This is a genomic window from Parasphingorhabdus cellanae, from assembly GCF_017498565.1.
Classification (GTDB): Bacteria; Pseudomonadota; Alphaproteobacteria; order Sphingomonadales; family Sphingomonadaceae; genus Parasphingorhabdus; species Parasphingorhabdus cellanae.
This window is the reverse complement of the sequence record NZ_CP071794.1, coordinates 2365380-2383956: the sequence shown is the minus strand read 5'-3', so window position 1 is coordinate 2383956 and position 18577 is coordinate 2365380. Positions and strand designations below refer to the sequence as shown.

Here is an 18577-nt window from a genome sequence, read left to right as displayed (position 1 = left end):
CTGGGTAACATTAAATATGTCGGTTTTCCAAACTATCTATGCCAATCAATATGATACTTTATATACTGAGAAGGACTATAAGGGCGAATGTGACCTCATTGAACAGGTGGCAACAAAATTTGGCTCCAGGCCAGACTCCATATTGGACGTAGGATGCGGGACGGGGAGCCATGTTATGGAAATGGCATCGCGAGGCTATAATTGCGCTGGCGTTGATATATCTCAGGATATGCTGTCCGTAGCTGAAAAAAAGTCGGCCGACAGCATTCTGACGAATAAACCAAAATGGATAGTTGGCGACGCCCGCGATTTTGACGCTAATGGACATTACGATATGGTCACTATGATGTTTGCCGTCGTCAGTTATCTTACAACCAACGACGATTTGTTGGCCGGTCTAAAGAATATCCGCCGTCATCTTAAACCTGGTGCGTTATTTATGTGTGACTTTTGGTATGGGCCTGCCGTTCTTGCAGTGCGTCCTAACGAACGTGTGCGCGTGCTGGAGACACCAAAGGGTCAGACGATACGCGCAGCCTCGACCCACGTAGACAGCTTTCACCATACCGCCGATGTTTCCTTTCGACTGTGGAATATTGAAAATGGCCAATTTTCCGGTGAGACGCAGGAGACTCATCGAATGCGTTATTTTTTTCCGCAAGAGTTTAAGATGATGTTGAAAGCCTGCGGTTTCGAGAGCATATCCATGAGCGCTTTTCCCGATATGGATAGTGTGCTAACAGATGATAGCTGGAACGCGCTGTCGATCGCCCGAGCAGCGTAGGTCACACTATGATGCCTATCTATTAAAAGAAGACAGCAATTGCTTGATTTAACGATAAGGGCGGAAACTCTACTCAACCTTGAGATCTTTCTTCAGATCGCAATTATGGCTTCTCTGGCAGTATGGATAGCGTTTTTCAGAACGCCTATCAGAAGCATTGTTCTGATCTTCGCTATAATAATTTTTATGGTAGGTGGCTTTAGGCCAGAGAATTATAATTCCGACACCCGTAATTATGCCTCATATTTCCATTTCTTGTCCCTCAAAACTGGCTCAAGTTTATACACGCTCACGAAGATTGAACCTATCCATGTTTTCTTGGTGAGTATATCACAGAGCTTCCGTATCTGGCTCATTCTGGAAGGTTTGGCGGCATCAATACTCGCAATTCTGCTCTATATAAAAATAAAAAGAACAGATGTCTTTTGCGTAATTATAGCATTAAGTTCGACATTATATACTTCATCTTTTCGATTTGCGCTATCAATGTTGTTGTTTTCATGGCTTCTTTCGAAATATAATAGAAGTTATATATCATTGGGTGTTATCTCACTATTATCCAGCCTTGCGCATGTAGTGATGTTAATGGGCGGTATCCTCGCAAAGAGAAAACCTTATATCCCAATATTGCTCGTCGCGCTGTTTTACTTGGCCTCGCTGTACGACGAGGGAATAAGAGAACGCAGCGGCGCTGACTTACAAGATATTAAAACAACGGGGTTACGCAGTTTCGCAGCCGGACTTTTGGTGATATTTTACACTCACCTTGAAAAAGGAAAGGTTTTCAACAGGGTTTTGCTTATCGACCTGACCAATATAACAATTCTCTTTCTATCAACCGCCTTTCTTTTCCCATTTCTGAACAGGTTAATTATAGTATTTACATTAGTGGTGGCTCTAGATTTTGCCAATCTGAATAAATACACAACGCTAACTATAAGAAACCGGTTATTTGCGCTCGTCATTTACATGATCATAGCAGTGCCATATATTTATCTTGTTCCACCTCTATTTTATACAAATCGATGGTGATAGGAGTCCGCGCGTGTAGTTAAGCACTATGTTCTTGCTATACCTAAAGATCTGTCTTGACCTCAACTAGATGTGCAGGGGTTGTTGTATTAATTGCAGGGCCTTATTTATTGGTTAGATTATATAATTTTCAAGTCGGCAGATCGAGTTGTTTCTCGACCAAATGGATTTCTTAGTGCCCCAAGTGGTTTTCATTCAATGTACGCTTGATTGTGCGTATTGCCTCTATACGCCGCATTGCGCTTCCTACAGTCGATTGCGTGGTCTATCCCTCCTCTGCGTCTGATAGACAAAGTGTTCAACAAAAAATAGGAGGCAATATATCCGTTCAATATGACCTATCTACCTGCACGATACCGCTCGCTTTACTCAAAAATTTCACTATTTTATTGCCAATGAGACAGAATGAAAAATATAGACGAGAATTCCTGAAGACGGCTTTTTCGATTTTATCTTCTTCGGCGTTTTTCAAAGAAGCTGACCTGCAAGTCGCGCCGGAAGTTAAGCATATTCTTAACGCTAAACTATTCGGACAGGTTAATGTGGAGGATTTTGGAGCTGCAGGTAATGGCATTGCTGACGACACTGCTGCTTGGCAAAATGCCATTAATTACGTCAAAAGGCATAAATTGAAGCTTCGCGCGATGTCGCCCAGCTATTTGATTGGTACATTGACGCTAGATGGCTTTGGCTACGAGATTGTTACAGACAACAATACATTTATTCAAAAGTCCGGAATTCCTGGTGACCACCCCGTTTTCAATATAACTGGTGATGACATTCTTATTGGAGACCTGTCGATTAGAGGTAATATCGCCACTGACACAGATGAATTCTGCCACGGCATACAAGTGCTTTCTGGGAAGAACATCAAGATAGGCGTCGTTACCGGAACGGATATTAGGGGCGACGTGGTCTACATATATGGCCGATCTACCTCAGCAGCAGAAATTTCCCGCAATATTCAAATCGAGGGAGTAGTCGGAAGCAATATCCTCAGATGTCTTTTTGCAGCATCTGGGGGTCAAGGAGAGGTTGGTTTTGTACGTGCCACAGGCGGGGTTGGATATAAGGATGTGGATCTCGAGCCCAATGCAGAAGGCCTATATCAACCCAATAATTGGCACATTGGTCATGTACACGGATCGCGCGTGCAGGTTGTTTCTGCCGATGTGGCCGTTCAGAATGAGAATGCAAGTTTCAGCACATTGGATTTGTCGGGCAACAGGATCATTAACAGCACACCAGCATATTCCGGTCACAGTGGATCCAATGATTTTGCTCTAGCTATAGACGATGTGCGGACATTCCATTGTGACACACTCAAAATCAAGAATTTTGACGGAGTGGCTGTAAAACTTGGTCGTAAGGCCGATAATATCAGTTTTGGAACAGTTGATTTTAGCGCAGTTGGCACGGCTGAAACAACATATAAATCCGTGATACTGCACCTGGGCACGGACCCTGTTGGAACTCTAAGCATAGGTCTTCTTGTAGGCATCTTGCACGATAACTCCCGTTATATTCTGCGCTCTGATACAGAAATGCTTAAAGTCGATATTCGGCGTATTGAGGTGACCGGCGGTTTGTTTGGCGTTCGGGTGACAGGTAACGTTGGGTCAATGGCACTGGATGCGGGGAATCCAATCGGCGGCATACTCTTTTCCAGCTGTAGTGACATGACAATCGGTCATTCAGTTATAACCAATACGACATCCGCCTATGGTTTTTATGATTGTAACAATCTGATTTTAAAAGACTGGACGGTGACTTTTGGGGGTGGTGTTGATTTTTCTTCTCTTTCAACAAATATTGTTGCGATAAATAGTACTATCAACGGGTCTACAGCGGACAGTATCAATTTAATTGTGGACGGTAATATTCGTGCCGACAGACCTAGCATTTTAGGTGCATAAGAAACGGCGCTTGCAGCCGTTGTTGTCAGCTCAACTATCGATAACAAAGCGCATGAATTGCTGGCTTGCTTACCATGCTTTACGCGTAAGGCATCATCGCAAGATGGGCTAAGAACTGATGTGGTGTGAAACCTCTGACCAGGTCCATTTTCATTGATATATCGGACGATTAAAGAGACAGAAAATACGGAGCAGGAATAAAACTCCTGCGACGCTCAAGCTGTGCAACAAGTAACGTTTCTCAGTTATCCGTTGCAGGTTCACCATTCTTCCATGCAAAATTGATATACGCAACATCCCGATAGTCGCTTGGTAGCCTTCCAAAATGCTTTGCGTAATCACGATGATGCTTTGACAGAACGACTTGCCAATCTGACATCTCACTCATCAAATCATGCTTGCTGATGACACTCAAGTTAGCGACACCGACCTTGCGCATTGCACTTTCACCATATTCAGGACAGACTGCTTGCTGTGTATAAAAACTCTGATTTGAAATTCTGATGGGCGTTCGTGCGACATATAATATATGTGCCCGTTGTTTTAGTGTCGCAATAGCTTCCTGCCATTCTTTAATATATTGAAGAGTTCCGACCACTGCCACAATGTCGAATTGGCTTTCAGGGATGTCGGTAGAATAGGTTACCTCCGGAAATAACGATACTCCCAGCTTGCAACTTCGTGCATTATCAACAACGTGGTAGCTTAAACAATTGGCCTTTGCTCCCAACGCGCTTGCGATCATGAAGTAGTTATCTCCAAAACCCCCGCCGATATCCAAAACAGAGGCGGCACCGGTTTCATCGATTTTTTTGTTTATGATTTTGAGCAATGGCACCAAATGCGAGTCGATATGTGCATTGCCATATACAATATTTTTGACCAATCCACGCAAACTAGTTTTCTTGCTCATCTTTTCAAAAAAATGGATGCATAAGCTTCGCAATGTGAAATCCAGCCTGCTGTATCAAAAGGATCATCGGTTTCAGGCATCGGTAATAATGATGCACCGAAGAAATAGGGGGCCTCTGGGATTTCTCCCACTGGACAGGAATCAGGGTTCATAAAAAGCTCCGATAAAATAATGTGATCCGACTGATTGGTGGTGCTCAACTATTACAGCTAATGCTGATATGCGCTTGATCGCAAATCCTTTTCAGATCTACTATTCTAACGCGTTATCCGTCCCGCACATTCCAATTCATGCATCCACCTTTCGCGATCATCTGGTTCTCCACCATTTCCTTAATCCATGCAAAAATGGTAAATGGCTGATTGCAGACAAGATACGCCTGTAACTCAAAAGTCTAAGGAACAAGTCAGCTCGGCTTTCGTGCCTAGCGGTGACTAGGCTCTGATCCGATTTGTCCTTTGTCATAGCTTGAGCGATATATTTCTTATGCTTATTTTCGTGGAGCGAGCGCCATAAAAGTATATGTTGCCGACTATATTCGCGCCAAGAGAACCTAGCCACGGCATTAGTAAGCTCAGTCCGTTCTTCGATTATCTTCTGGAAAACCGCCTCGAGTTCCTCTTGTTCCCAAAACGGATGGGATATGCCTCCAGGCAAGTCACAATGGAACCCCTGAGGCGTGATGATCGTCTTTACTCCAGCCGATAGCGCATCCAGCGTTCCCAATGAACCCTCATCCCTACCCAGATAAAGGTAATAGTCAAAGTTCGGGATGGCCTCTACCATCTCTAGATAATCGTTAGTATAATCATCGGTCCCAGGAAAATAATCTACCACAGCTCCAGCACTTTCAAGCTTTGGTATCATCTTTTCCCACCCAGCCCCAAAAATACGAAAGCGGATGCTATCAAGCGATATTTTTGATGCAAGCTTCTCAAGCATGAATTCCCGTTTTCGTCCATCTGGATAGAGCCGAGTTGTGAGCCCTACGACTATGCGCCTTGGCTTTGCTACAAAATCATGGCCCGGCACGACGAACGCGAGCATTGATGCATCTACGCCTTGTTCACATAAAAATTCTCGATGATGGCTGGAAATGCATATCCCAATATCTATTCCGTTTTGGAGTTCTGACTGCACCAGTCGTATTTTGTACGGGTCGTCCAAATGTGTGATCATCATCGTCGCGGGTGTACTTTGCGGTACATTAGCGAACGCGTAGCTCATCCAGTGATTGACCGAAGCCTCGGGATCTATTTGATCAGAGATCGTCACGGTGGTTCCAAACTCTCCAGCAAACTCCGCTATTCTTTCAGCCATTTTTTGGATAATCCAACCCGAATTTTCGGCGCTTAAGATCAGATGGATATGCAACAGTTCAGTTTGATGCTGGTCATGCATGGAGATATCCTTTGATTCTTAATATGATGACACAAATCACCATTGGCAAACACATAGCGGTGGCAGCACCGACTGCGGCACCATTTGCACCAAATTGGGCACTACCCACTGCAATAACCGAAAGGCCTATTAAGTTTCCAGAAACGCTTGCAGCGGTTTGCAAGTCTGGTCGGCCATGAGACGCAGCAAGCGGGTGCGCCCAGATAATCGGTAATGTGACGAAAATTGCCCAAGCCATCCAGAAAAATAGCGTCGGAACCTGGTCAAATTCTGCGGAATAAAGATATGTGAATACTATCCAGACGCCAAAGATGCCACCGAGATAGAGAAATAGCCCAAGCGCTAGGAGCGCAAGGCTGAGTTTTTTTACCAAGGCCATCAATTCAGCCGAGCGATTCGCAGCGACCAATTCCGCCAATCTCGGCATGATAACAATATAGATGGGATCCCCAAGCCGCCAGATTATAGAAACGCAGCTTTTTGCCAATTTGTACGCCCCAACAGTGGGAAGCGCGACGAATAGTGAAATAACGATGACGTCGAGCTCCTTTGCTATAGACTCTGACGCGTTGGTTACTTGATTGCTTAGAAATATCCGCCGATTGTCCCGGAAAAAATTCCAGCTACTTGCCATGTCCGCCAGCTTCGGGATCTTCGAAGGTCCATCTATTGTACGAGACGCTTGCACGAACATAAACAGGTTGAACACAAGACCTGATAAAGCCTGGCCTATAATCAGGTTCAATATAGTTATCTGATCGATAGACCATAAAATACCGATAGTACCAATACGTAGCGTCCAATCCATCAATTGTGTTTTTGCCACGAGATCCAGCTTGCCTGCCACACGTAACATGCCCGTAGTCAAGCCGTTGGTGGTCTTTGCCAAAAATATAAACACGCAGCCAGCGGCGGCCGGGATTAATCCCTGCGGGTCAAGAAGCAACCGACCTGCAAAGGCGACAAAAAACAACCCGAGCAGAAGGGACAAAAGGCGTAAGGCTAGTTCAATTGAAAGCAATGGACCAAGAAGAGGATGCATCGTTTTCTTGTGCTGTTGTGCATGAAAGTAAATATAGGCTTCCTGCATTCGCGCATCTAAAATTAGGAAGATGATGGTCGGCAGCGATATTACGATACTGTAAAGACCAAATTCGGCAGCGCCCAAATTAGCCGCTACCAATAGGAGGTATAGGGCCCCTAAAACTCCTACACCAATATTCGCAACATATTGCCAACTCAAATTTCTGGCAAAATCCGATTTCTTCGCAGAAGCCAGCATGGCCTGGAATTGAATAAAGCCAATTTTTTTACCTCGATAATTCATTTTCTATCGGAGGCCAACAGCTTCAAACACCGCAGCTACTTTCACAGTGAATGCTCAAAGTCGCCAGCTATTGCCGCTATCGGCCATCTTATTTCTATCAAAAACGGGCATCACTTCTAGGATTACGCCATCACTTTTGAGCAAACCCTTTATGGCATCAGCATTTTCCTTATATTCATCATGCGCTACAGCGAGAATGATCGCATCCAACGAACCCATATCTTCGATGCCGCACAGATCGATTTGATATTCAGATTTCGCATCTTTGGGATTGGCTAATGGATCATGGACTAGCGCTACAATGCCGAATTCCTCTAGCTCTCGAACGATATTTGGAACTTTGGAATTTCGAATATCAGGCACATCTGGTTTGAAAGTTAGACCAAAAATACCAATTTTTGCACTAGCTAGATTGTGTCCTGCGCGGGTAAGCATCTTTACAGTTTTTTGCGCAACATAGCTTGCGATACTGTTATTAATACGGCGTCCAGCCAAAATAACCTCGGGCCGATACCCTGCTTTCTCGGCTACAGATGTCAGATAATAGGGATCAACACCGATACAATGCCCGCCCACAAGGCCAGGAGTAAATGGAAGAAAGTTCCACTTCGTACCCGCAGCTTTCAAAACGTCGCTAGTGTCTATATTCAGCAAATCAAAAATCAACGCTAGTTCATTCATCAAAGCAATGTTGAGGTCACGTTGCGTGTTTTCGATCACTTTTGCCGCTTCTGCCACTTTGATGGTCGGTGCGACGTGCAGTCCGGCTTCAATGATAGGGCCGTAAACGGATTTTACGCGTTCGAGTGAATGGTCATTCTCTGCTGCGACAATTTTTGTGATCGTCTCCAATCTGTGCACTTTATCGCCGGGGTTAATGCGTTCGGGTGAGTAACCCAAAAAGAAGTCTTCTCCGCGCTTCAGGCCAGAAAGTTTTTCCAACAGCGGGCCGCAAATATCCTCGGTAACACCAGGGTAAACCGTTGATTCAAAAACTACGACTGATCCTTTTCTAAGCTTTCGACCGATAATCTCACAGCTAGTGCGGATTGGGTCAAGATCAGGTCGGTTTTCAGCATCAATTGGTGTTGGAACAGTCACAATCAGAAAAGTGCTTTTGGCAATAACATCGGGATCATTGGTAATGCTTAGTGATGAAGAGGACAGATCATCATCCGAAATTTCTCCTGTCCAATCGTGGCCTGATTGCAAAGATTCTACGCGTCTCAAGGACGTGTCAAAGCCAACGACACCATCAAATTCTTTTGACAGAGCGACCGCGACGGGCAGGCCTACATAACCTAGGCCAAGAACGACAATTGTCTCTTGCATTCAGATTTCCTGCTTGGGTTTATGCGGTCTCACCATGAAAACTATGCACGTACCATGGCATAGCAGAATTGATACCGTCTTTAATCCGATGTGTGGGCTCATATCCGATCTTCTCCCGTGCCTTACTGATATCCGCTTGGCTATGTCGGACGTCACCCGCCCTAAATTCGGTATAAACCGGTTCTTTTGCATAGTGAATTTGTAATTCAGCCAAGCTTTCTTTCAACGCATTAAAAAGATCATTAAGCGTCGTGCGATCGCCAATCGCTACGTTGTAAACCTCGTTATGGCAGTCTTCTGAAGACAATGCGGCGCGTAAGTTGGCTTGCACCGCGTTTGCTACAAAGCAGAAATCACGACTAGTTTCGCCATCGCCGTTGATGTGAACATCCCCGTTCGCGATCATCGCCGCAGTCCACTTCGGTATTACAGCGGCATAGGCGCCGTTCGGATCCTGTCGTGGCCCAAAAACATTGAAATACCTAAGGCCAATTGCTTTGAAACCGTAACTTCGCGCGTAGACGCCCGCATAAAGCTCGTTCACATATTTGGTGACTGCATAAGGCGATAGAGGGTTGCCTATACGATTTTCGATCTTGGGTAAGTTGGGTTCATCACCGTAAGTCGAACTGGATGCGGCGTAGACAAAGCTCTTTACGCCCGCCACTCTTGAAGCATCCAACATATTGAGAAAACCGTTGATATTTACTTGATTGGTCATGAGAGGGTCCGCCAACGAGCGGGGCACAGATCCCAGAGCAGCCTGGTGCAAGACATAATCAACATCACGCACCGCATTCAGGCAAATGTCAGAAGAGCATATATCACCCTCTGTAAAATGAAAGCGTGACCAATTATCTCCGCCGACATTTTTTCGAACCTCTTCCAGATTGGCCTGATAGCCTGTCGAAAAATTGTCTAGGCCACGCACATTTTGGTTCGCAAGCAACAACGTCTCAAGAAGATTGGATCCAATAAAACCGGCAACTCCGGTTATTAGCCAAGTCCTTTGCTGCATACTGACGAGTTTTAAAAAAGATTCTGACACTTTGGAACTTGAGTCGATGCTCGTCATCAATGACTTGTCCTTAAAAAGCGATTCTGAATAACTTGGACGTCCTTATATCGGTTGAATTTGAATTACTATTACATTTCAAAAAATACCCGCGAACGTCCATGCTATAGACCGAGGTAGCCGATCAGGGCATCGTTTACCTTTCCAACCGCATACTTCTCGTCACAAAACTCTCGAGCAGCTGCCCCCATCTTTGATCGTAAGTCTGCATCATTTGCTAAAGCCAACATAGCCGCTTCTAAAGCGTTTGCGTCTCTCACCGGTACTAAATACCCTGTTTCGCCATCGACTATCGTTTCCCTACAGCCAGGAACATCTGTCACGATCGCCGCTCTACCCATTGCCGAAGCTTCCAGTACAGTGCGGGGCGTTCCTTCACGGTAGGAAGGTAAAACATAGACACTGGCACTTGAAATCGCTGGTCGAACATCATCGAGATGACCAACAAATTCGATACCGCTGGAAATCCACGAGTCCAATTCCTCCTGACTTATGCTATCGGGGCCATTATCCAAAAACCCTGCAATCAAAAAGCGGCAATCCTGACGTTTAGCTAAAATACTAACGGCTGCGGTCGCGTAGTCTCTAACTCCTTTCGATATAAGCAACCGCGCAACCAACAAGAACACCGGTTTTTCAGGAAGCGGGGTCGGCGAGTAATAATCTGTGTCGACACCTGACCCGTTCACAACTTTCGCCTTTTTAATGTCACTTAGACAACCTTGTGCGGTGAAATCGTTTCGGTCGTCAGTGTTCTGGAAAATCACCGCCTTATTCTTATTGGTTGCAAGTCGATAAAGCTTGTGGATGACCTTTTTACCGATACGTTGTTTGGTACCTCCAGTGGGAACAAACGCATATCCGAGTCCAGTCACCATTACAGCGGAATCGACCTGACATAGGGCCGCCGCGTAGGTTCCCCAGATGTTTGGTTTTATTGTATAACCAAGGACGAAATCCGGCTTCTCCTTTTTTATCAAGGATACGATGTCAAAGAGGTATCTTAGATCTGCTAAAGGGTTGAGACTTCGTCTTTCAAGATTCACATTGTGTGATATGGCACCAAGAGACGATAATGCAGCCGATTCTTGGTGTCTTATATTGGGAGATGTGACATGGACAACATGTCCACGAGCAATCAGATCAGATATCAGAGGACCACGTAAATTTATGAGGTAGTCGGGATGAGATCCGTTGATCAATATAACAGACATTTTTGATTTCGAACCTTTCGGATTTCTTGTTAGATGAACTTGACCAACACAAGCCGGAAGTTGAAAAAGCTACGAGATAAAAAGTGGCCTATCGCGCTTCTATAGCTGAAAGAATTCAATTCTAATGTCACTTAGGAAAGCGACCAAATGAAAATTGCAATCGCAGGCTCTTCCGGTTTTGTTGGGTCATCAATCCGCGACGCCATACGCAAGCGGGGTCATAAAGTCCATGTTATTACGAGGTCTGAGCTAGAACAAAAACCGGAAGATCTTCGGCTATCGCTAGGTCAATGTGATTGGGTAATAAATTGCGCGGGTAGCACTCGCATTGGCAATGCTGTGGACCGTAGAGCGAATACACATCTACCCGCAGAATTATACGATAAATTACACGATTGTATTACTGATGGGTATCTACACATTAGCAGTGTCGCTGCAATCGGGAGCGTCAGTCAACCAGGAGAATGGATTACCGAAGATTATGTTGAAAGTCCGAATTCTGAATATGGCCACACTAAACTTGAAGGTGACAAACGGTTGCGAAATTTGGGCAACAGCGGCATCAAAATATGTATCTTGCGTCCACCGATTTTATATGGAGCCAAAGCCGGTGGAGTCTTTGGAATACTGAGAAAATGTGCATTGAATGGATTGCCGTTACCATTTGCAAACTTAAGCAACCTTCGTCATTTCATGTTCATAGATAATTTTGCGGGGGCGGTAGTAGCAGCGATCGAAGCGCAGCTTGAGGGAATCTACATAACAGTGGATCATGAGCCTCTAAGCCCGGCTAGAATCTATGACCTTATGACCACTATTGCCGGCAAAGGAACAAGGACGTTTAGCCTTGGTCCAATAGTTAAACCTATACTAAAATTGCTTCTAAGAAGCCGCGCATCTAGCTTGCTAGACGATGCTTGCTATCAGGATGCTAAATTTAAGCGGCAGACGGGTTACGTGCCGAGTTATTCAATGCGCGAGGCGTTTGAAATTACGATGCGGCCTTACTGAAACAATTGAAAGACCAAATAGTGAGCGATTGTTTCGTATAAAACAGGCTATAGTTGCCTTGGCCTTTATCGACTAATCGCATCACCTCTCCCTTTGCCGAACGCTGTATTCCAGATGTAGCCAAGATCGCGGCCAAATGATCGTTCTGCTACATAAAATGCGTCTATATCTGCTAGTTTTTCGGGCGTGGACATATCAACATTCGCGATTTGTGCCGGACCAGTAATTCCAGGCGAAACAGAAAATACATTTAAACGCTCTCGTGCGTCGATAAGTTCGTTCTGTATTGGTAGACATGGTCGCGGACCGACAAAGCTCATGTCACCGATAAAGACAGACCAAATTTGTGGTAGTTCATCGACCTTAGTTTGTCTCAACCATTTCCCTGCTCTTGTGATATGTGATGCGGATGTCTCATGGGAAGCCCGGTCACCAGTACCCGATTGCATCGTTCTTAATTTAAGCATCGTAAACGGTCTTTGATGTTTGCCCACACGAATCTGTCTAAAGATGGCCGGTCCTGAACTCTCTAACCTAATCCAAATTACAGCGAAAAATATCAGAATTACGGCCGGACCGAACAACGCCATTGCTAAGAGTATATCAAACAGACGCTTCACCAAAGTCCCCCCTACTGGTTGCGCAACGAAACGGATGTAATTGCAATATCAAATCCATCACCGTGATCTGAGGATCTCCCCGAGATACTTACCCAATAATATTCGCAAGGTGATCCTTGGTTACTGATTTTGCGTGTAGTTATTCTTTCTTTTAGTGGAATGTCTATTTCACTAGGTCTATTTTTAATGTCTTCTGCGCAGGATAGCCCCAAGGATAACTCGGCATTCTCTGGTATGTCTCGCGCAGCCTCGACTTCCATATCAAGAATCCTCTTGGGCAGCTTTACAAGCTGCCGTGCGAACAAACCTCCAGAGTTATGGATAGCGCTTAGATTCAATCTGCCCTTCCCTATGGCAGCTCCATATTCCCCAGTAGAGAAAAGTTGCCAGTCAAATGGGGGATAGACAGGCTCCGAATTGAACTCACTATCTCGAATGAGATGGTCATCTCCGGACGCATTGGTGAAAAGCATATACAGTTGTTCTGCCTTTCCAATACGGTTGTTATTTACCAGTGCGTTGATCAGAGAGTTATCCCGAAAATCCTCGTTTTGGTCATTTTTTTTATATAACAGCCTACGTAGATCGGCAGCATTCGTGATCGCAATAGGTGTAGCCGCGACCTTTGCCCAGAAAAGGTCAGCCCAAGGCGGATTAACAGATAAAATCGCAGCAAAAGGCTCAACAAAATTCTCGTTTTCCAAGGCATTTGCCATTACCGGGATAATTGTGCCAGCAGACGACGTGCTTGTTCTGAGGGTGGTATCGTAGAATTGGAGAATGGATGGGATATCGTTCCGTGATCCACTGTCGGCGATCATCCAACCCGTAACTAATTGCTGGCGTCTTGAAAGATTAAAGGCTTTTTCCATAAGGGATCGGCGTACGTTCCCAGTTTTCGTCAGAGCGATTACAGCGATCGCCGCCGGTGAGACTGGCTCGGTTTCGAAGGCCTGCAAAGCTAGTTTATACCATGAAGGATTGATTTGATCAGGAAATTTGCCTCGATCCTTAACTATCCGCCCGATAACGAGTTCAACTGCCATTTTTTCTGCTGCGAAACCATTTGTTGGCTGGAGCGATAATGCCAGTTCAGGACGTTTGGTTTTAGTAATCGATCCTAATGCCGCTAAGCTCGACACAAGCGCGAGAGATATGGCACCAATCCATAGCAGAATGTTTCTCAGCATAACTCTATGACCTCAACAACTGGAATTTAATGGTATTCAATATAAGAAGTGCAGATAACATATATCATCGCCAATTGTTTCAAGTTTCTACCGCTTGCTCGCTCCCATAGCTGTACTGATAAGAATAACCATATCCAGAATGTTGCGATTGAATCTTTGTCACAATTCCGCCAAATACATGCGCACGTGAACTACGTACTCGCTCCAGCCCGGACTGGATGCCACGTAGTTTCACTCCGCCTGCTTCGATAGTATAAATCACGCCTTCCACTGAGTCGGCTAAAAGCGGGATATCTGCCAGCCCAAGAACGGGGGGAGCATCTATAATAATGGTATCATATATTTCGTTAAGCTTTGCGACCAGTTCATTCATGCGCGGACCACTAAGAAGTTCGGCTGCATTGGGCGGTATAGGGCCAGCTGTCATGATATCAAATTCATGCGCTGTCTTTTTAGATATTAGTTGCTCCAAATCGTTGGTGCCTGACAGAAAATTGCTCAATCCGGCGTCATTATCGGATCCGAGCATTTTGTGCAGAGATGGATTACGCATATCGCCATCGATCAACAAAATACGCTTTCGAGCGCTGGCTAGGACTGCCGCGAGAGCGAATGCAGAGGTGCTCTTACCTTCATTAGGACGTGTACTGGTAAGCAGAAAAGAGCGCGGGACACCATGGTCTGTCAGAAAACCGAGACTGGTGCGTATCGAAAGATAGGCTTCCCAAGCCACTGATTTTTTGTCGGTAAGGCTAAGCAAAATGTCCTCTTTATCGAAATCAGGAATGGAACCAAGTGAAGCAATGCCCAATTTGGACTTGAGCTCAGCCGGATCTTTCACTGTCTGGTCAATTTGCTCGAGCACTAAGACATAAGAAACGGCTAGGCCAACACCTGCAAGCAGTGCCAAAGCTAAATTCAGCAGAAGGTTTGGGCTGGAGGGTTCCTCCGCGGGCTCTGCACGATCGACAACTGAAATATTATTTGATCCGACACCGGCGACACCAATTTCTTTGTATCGCTGTAACAGACCATCATAAAGTTGCCGGTTCGTATCAACTTCCCGCTGGAAAATATTATACTGAATTGAATCTCGGCGTTCGCCACTAAACTGACGCTTCAGTCGATTGACCTCAGTTTGCAGTTTTTGCTCTCGTTCGACAGCCTCTCTATATCGGGCGGAAGTTCCTGCACGAGAGCGCGTCTCTTCCGCGACAATACTTTGACTAAGTGCTGTAATCTGAGATGCCATAGCTTTTACCGCCGGATACTCGGGCTCAAACTGAACCGCGAGTTTGGCATATTCGGCTTGAGCCTTCGCACGTTCTGCACGAAGATTGTTGAGCGCGCTATTTGTAAGAGCGTTTTCATTCCCGGAACTCTGGCGAGCTTCGCTTTCGGCAATAATGCGGTCAGACATCGCTTCTGCCAGTGCGGCGTTAGCCATCTCCAAATTTGCTGATGCCAGTGTTCTCTGCGACACTGTTTTTCCGCTGTCATTTTTTTCTGATGAAAGCGTAATAATTTCTTTTTTATCAGAATATGTTGAAAGATTACGCTCAGAATCTTGCAGTTTCTGTCTGAGCTCATCTAGCTGTTCCAATAGGAAATTTCTCGCGTCTGCCGTTGAATTGAAGCGCCTATCCATATTGGACGCAATAAATTGCTCAATCCAAGCGTTAGCTATTTCGGCAGATAGTCGGGGGTCAGGGCTTTGAAAGCCAACGTCTACGAGGCTAGAACCACGAATTGGTGAGATAGTAATGTTTTTTTGTAACAGTTCGATAGCGAGTTTAAGTGGTTCTTTTCGCTGAGCGGCAGATTGTATGTTATCACTTCCAGACAGCATGCCAGAATCACTAGGATCGACATTAAAGGCTTCAAAAAAACTATCGCGTGTAGAGAGATTTTGAGCGCGAACAACGCGCTCGGCCAGTGAGCGGGCTTCCAATAACGAATATTGCGTCTGATAAAATTCCAGGTTTCGGCTGCCACTATCATCGGCCTGCAAACCTTCGACGTTGGTGACCTTGTCCTGATCCCGGCTAATCTCAATCCGTGAAATCGAGTTGTAATAAGGCGTCATCAGCAGCGTCACGATGATTCCAAGCGCCATGCAGGCTGCTACAATTATCGCAATGGCGAGTTTGTATCGATGAGCCGCCTGCCAATATTGCAATAGTATTGGCGTTACTTGTTCTTGATCCTTATACGGATCTGGTACTAATACAGCTGCTTTTTCGTCTATCATACAAATATTCTTTTCCCGGGACATCGCATCATATTATCTTCTTTGTAACAATATGATTAGCGGTGTTGTTATGAGCGGTGAGGCTTCAATGAGCTGCTGGAACAAGCGCTTGGCCTGAGAATCACCCACTACAATTACATCATTAGCAAAAACCTCTGGGTCGCCATAATTTCCCCGGCGAATGGCTTTTAGATTGTACAGGCCTGCTAGTTGTTGCCCATTAACGTTCCGAAAAATAACCACGTCATTCAACTTTGCGAACTCTCCTGTGCCACCTGCCGTAGCAACCGCGCGCATCAGTGTCATACGGCCAATAACTGGGTACAGTCCGGGTTTGGAAACTTGTCCATCAACCGTAATGACCTGACTAACAGTCTCTTCTAGATTGATCGTTACTTGCGGGTTTCGGACATAGCGGCCTTGCAGTTTTTTTTCTAACTCATCCGCCAGTTCTCCCGGTGTACGGCCGGAAGCTCTCACAACTCCGATGAGAGGAAAAGACAAACGCCCGCTGGCATCAATCTGCACTTCCTTACTCAAATCCTCGATCCCGAAAACGTCAATTTTCAGCTTGTCAAAAGGCCCAATCAGGTAAGGGCGATTAGAACTTAACAAATCAACACGAGTAGGCTCGGGCAAGCCCTCGCTGGACACAAGGGTAACGTTAGGGCTTTCGCCTAGCACCGTCTGGCCCCCGCATGAAGGCAGCAGTAATAGAAAAAACAGCAGCAATAAGCGGTTTATAATCGTCATATAAGTTCCATATTTAGTGATCATCGTTAGACGAAGAGATTCCACAGGTAAACCATTCATGGTTCGCGAATTAGATTTCCAGAATAATTTATTGTTAGTTATTGTAATTGCCTCATTTCGCTTAGCTGAACAGCGCGAACGCTATCGTTGAAAATGCAAGCTAGAACCGCGAATAAGGCGATTACTGAAGGTACTCGAAGAGGATAATCGCCAATACTTGCAGCGAGAAGAAACAGCATTATGGAAATACACATTATTGCGGCATACTTTTCATGGCGGGAGAATCGCCAGTTTTTAGCTAATTGCGTGAGACGTATCAAGAACCAGCAGCCACCAAGAACAGCAATCAAAACGGCTGCGGCTCCTCCTTCAATTGGATATTGAAGCCAGTCGTTATGTGCTTGGTTGAAGTAGCTGGGATTGAGCAATTTCAGTGGTTCATAAATTTTGTAAACGTGCTCAAATGAACCAAAGCCACTCCCCCAAGGCATATAATCCCTGATCATAGTAATTAGCGTCGGCAATACTTGTATCCTCAATTCGTTGATGCCACCACTGTTAAAAAGCCTGTCATATGCTAGTGAACGGGAAAATATAACGGACAGCGCTGCAAAACCAATGATTGCAGAGCCACTTACAAATAAAATGACTTGGCGCGGCGAAACGAACCTTTGTTTTCGATTTCGAGGGCGATTCTGTCGACGAGCGTTGCGTGAATTATATCGTCCGAAATAGATGAAAAATAGAGCAAATAACAAACTCGGTACCATCAACAACAAGCCCGCTCGAGACCCTGTCACAAAAATCAGTGGGATAAAAACAAGCATAGTCGCGATGCTTGCGTAAAGCTTTAATACCGCCAGTTTAGCGTTGGGTTTTTGGGATGCAGCATACCAGCCCAACATTACGATTGCACAGGAAAGCACCACAGCTTGATGATTTCGATTGGCAAAAAGACCAACTCCGCTTCCAAAATTGGTTATTCGGTAGAGGTATAGAGGTCCACGCGATGGACCGACCATTTGGAACACAGCCCAAAGCCCACTAACTGCGCATAAAATGATAATAACAGGGATCGCACGCTTCCGATATTCATTATCGAGGTTGAGATAAAGCATCATCGCTGCGATAGGAACTGCAAGCGAAAACAAACTATTCAAAGTTCTAGATGGTGACAGCGACAGCGGTCGCCAAGGCTGTTCAATTCCGGCAATATTTGCGATATCCGAGAAAATTTGTCGTCCCGGCAATCCGGTCCAGATGGATGGAGGAAGGGGTATCAGTTGGAAGACCATTAGTGCTAACAAACTGCAAGCAATATATATTGGGAATAAACGTTCTCTCCATTGCCCGGGAATCTTTACAGCCAGCGCGTAGGCACAAAATAGAACAGCGAGCGGCCGGAGCATAAGCAACGACTGGATGTCATCCCGCGCACCGCCGCCAGTAAAAAACACTATGGCAAAGAATATCATAAACGCATAGAAACGAATCTCTGGTGCAGACAGTTTTTCCATAAACGTTTTCAGAGTTCTTTTTGAGATTTTCATGGCCTAAATACCTACAAAACTAAGGATTAGATTTAGTCTGCAATTGTTTTTTCGGACTCCAAGGCAATCTGATAAGTCGATTGCAAGTAGCCCTCGTATTTTAACCTTTCAAGCATATTCATTAGATTCGCCAACATAAGATTGCAGACATCTCCATCAAAACAAACTTACTATATCAAAAATGGATCCGCCTCCATCCGCGACCCTT

The 18577-nt window shown here is 45.2% G+C and carries 16 protein-coding genes; 4 read left to right on the top strand and 12 right to left on the bottom strand.

Annotated features, from left to right (window positions below):
- Window positions 1-16 precede the first annotated feature (16 nt).
- The 3 genes from J4G78_RS11415 to J4G78_RS11405 all read left to right on the top strand — a co-directional run bounded on the left by J4G78_RS11415 (window position 17) and on the right by J4G78_RS11405 (window position 3732).
- A complete protein-coding gene (locus J4G78_RS11415) occupies window positions 17-784 on the top strand; it encodes a class I SAM-dependent DNA methyltransferase (protein ID WP_207986688.1) in 768 nt (255 codons plus the stop codon).
- A 39-nt stretch (window positions 785-823) separates the two neighbouring features.
- Window positions 824-1816: a hypothetical protein gene (locus J4G78_RS11410; protein ID WP_207986687.1), complete on the top strand. Its 993-nt coding sequence runs from the start codon at window positions 824-826 to the stop codon at window positions 1814-1816.
- Window positions 1817-2022: 206 nt separating this feature from the next.
- Window positions 2023-3732, top strand: a complete 1710-nt coding sequence (locus tag J4G78_RS11405) for a hypothetical protein (protein WP_207986686.1) — start codon at window positions 2023-2025, stop codon at window positions 3730-3732.
- Between the two features lie 241 nt (window positions 3733-3973).
- Here the strand turns inward: J4G78_RS11405 and J4G78_RS11400 are convergent, their stop codons facing one another.
- The 7 genes from J4G78_RS11400 to J4G78_RS11370 form a co-directional block, all read right to left on the bottom strand.
- Window positions 3974-4645 (bottom strand): class I SAM-dependent methyltransferase, encoded by a 672-nt coding sequence (locus tag J4G78_RS11400; RefSeq protein ID WP_207986685.1) that lies wholly within the window; start codon window positions 4643-4645, stop codon window positions 3974-3976.
- The gene (locus tag J4G78_RS11395; protein ID WP_207986684.1) at window positions 4642-4797 is read right to left on the bottom strand and encodes a hypothetical protein; all 156 of its coding nucleotides are present in this window, start codon (window positions 4795-4797) and stop codon (window positions 4642-4644) included. The genes J4G78_RS11400 and J4G78_RS11395 overlap by 4 nt, the downstream gene beginning before the upstream one ends.
- A gap of 157 nt (window positions 4798-4954) precedes the next feature.
- Window positions 4955-6046 (bottom strand): glycosyltransferase, encoded by a 1092-nt coding sequence (locus J4G78_RS11390; protein ID WP_207986683.1) that lies wholly within the window; start codon window positions 6044-6046, stop codon window positions 4955-4957.
- Entirely contained in the window at window positions 6039-7328 is a 1290-nt protein-coding gene (locus tag J4G78_RS11385) for a lipopolysaccharide biosynthesis protein (RefSeq protein WP_243457325.1), read from the bottom strand. Before J4G78_RS11385 ends, J4G78_RS11390 begins: the two co-directional genes overlap by 8 nt.
- Before the next feature lie 99 nt (window positions 7329-7427).
- Window positions 7428-8705, bottom strand: a complete 1278-nt coding sequence (locus J4G78_RS11380) for a nucleotide sugar dehydrogenase (RefSeq protein WP_207986681.1) — start codon at window positions 8703-8705, stop codon at window positions 7428-7430.
- Window positions 8706-8724: 19 nt separating this feature from the next.
- Window positions 8725-9780 carry an SDR family oxidoreductase gene (locus J4G78_RS11375; RefSeq protein ID WP_207986680.1) on the bottom strand — a complete coding sequence of 352 codons (1056 nt, stop codon included), beginning with the start codon at window positions 9778-9780 and terminating at the stop codon, window positions 8725-8727.
- A 104-nt stretch (window positions 9781-9884) separates the two neighbouring features.
- The gene (locus tag J4G78_RS11370) at window positions 9885-10994 is read right to left on the bottom strand and encodes a glycosyltransferase family 4 protein (RefSeq protein WP_207986679.1); all 1110 of its coding nucleotides are present in this window, start codon (window positions 10992-10994) and stop codon (window positions 9885-9887) included.
- A gap of 147 nt (window positions 10995-11141) precedes the next feature.
- Here J4G78_RS11370 and J4G78_RS11365 point away from each other — a divergent pair, with 147 nt between their 5' ends.
- Window positions 11142-12005 carry an NAD-dependent epimerase/dehydratase family protein gene (locus J4G78_RS11365; RefSeq protein ID WP_207986678.1) on the top strand — a complete coding sequence of 288 codons (864 nt, stop codon included), beginning with the start codon at window positions 11142-11144 and terminating at the stop codon, window positions 12003-12005.
- A gap of 65 nt (window positions 12006-12070) precedes the next feature.
- Here the strand turns inward: J4G78_RS11365 and J4G78_RS11360 are convergent, their stop codons facing one another.
- From J4G78_RS11360 to J4G78_RS11340, 5 genes are all read right to left on the bottom strand, one after another.
- Window positions 12071-12625, bottom strand: coding sequence for a sugar transferase (locus tag J4G78_RS11360; RefSeq protein ID WP_207986677.1), 555 nt, complete (start codon window positions 12623-12625; stop codon window positions 12071-12073).
- An 11-nt stretch (window positions 12626-12636) separates the two neighbouring features.
- A complete protein-coding gene (locus J4G78_RS11355; RefSeq protein WP_207986676.1) occupies window positions 12637-13815 on the bottom strand; it encodes a hypothetical protein in 1179 nt (392 codons plus the stop codon).
- Between the two features lie 79 nt (window positions 13816-13894).
- On the bottom strand, window positions 13895-16066 hold the full coding sequence (locus J4G78_RS11350; RefSeq protein WP_207986675.1) for a GumC family protein: 2172 nt from the start codon (window positions 16064-16066) through the stop codon (window positions 13895-13897).
- A 33-nt stretch (window positions 16067-16099) separates the two neighbouring features.
- Window positions 16100-16819, bottom strand: coding sequence for a polysaccharide biosynthesis/export family protein (locus J4G78_RS11345; RefSeq protein ID WP_207986674.1), 720 nt, complete (start codon window positions 16817-16819; stop codon window positions 16100-16102).
- Window positions 16820-16917: 98 nt separating this feature from the next.
- On the bottom strand, window positions 16918-18369 hold the full coding sequence (locus J4G78_RS11340) for an O-antigen ligase family protein (protein WP_207986673.1): 1452 nt from the start codon (window positions 18367-18369) through the stop codon (window positions 16918-16920).
- Window positions 18370-18577 lie beyond the last annotated feature (208 nt).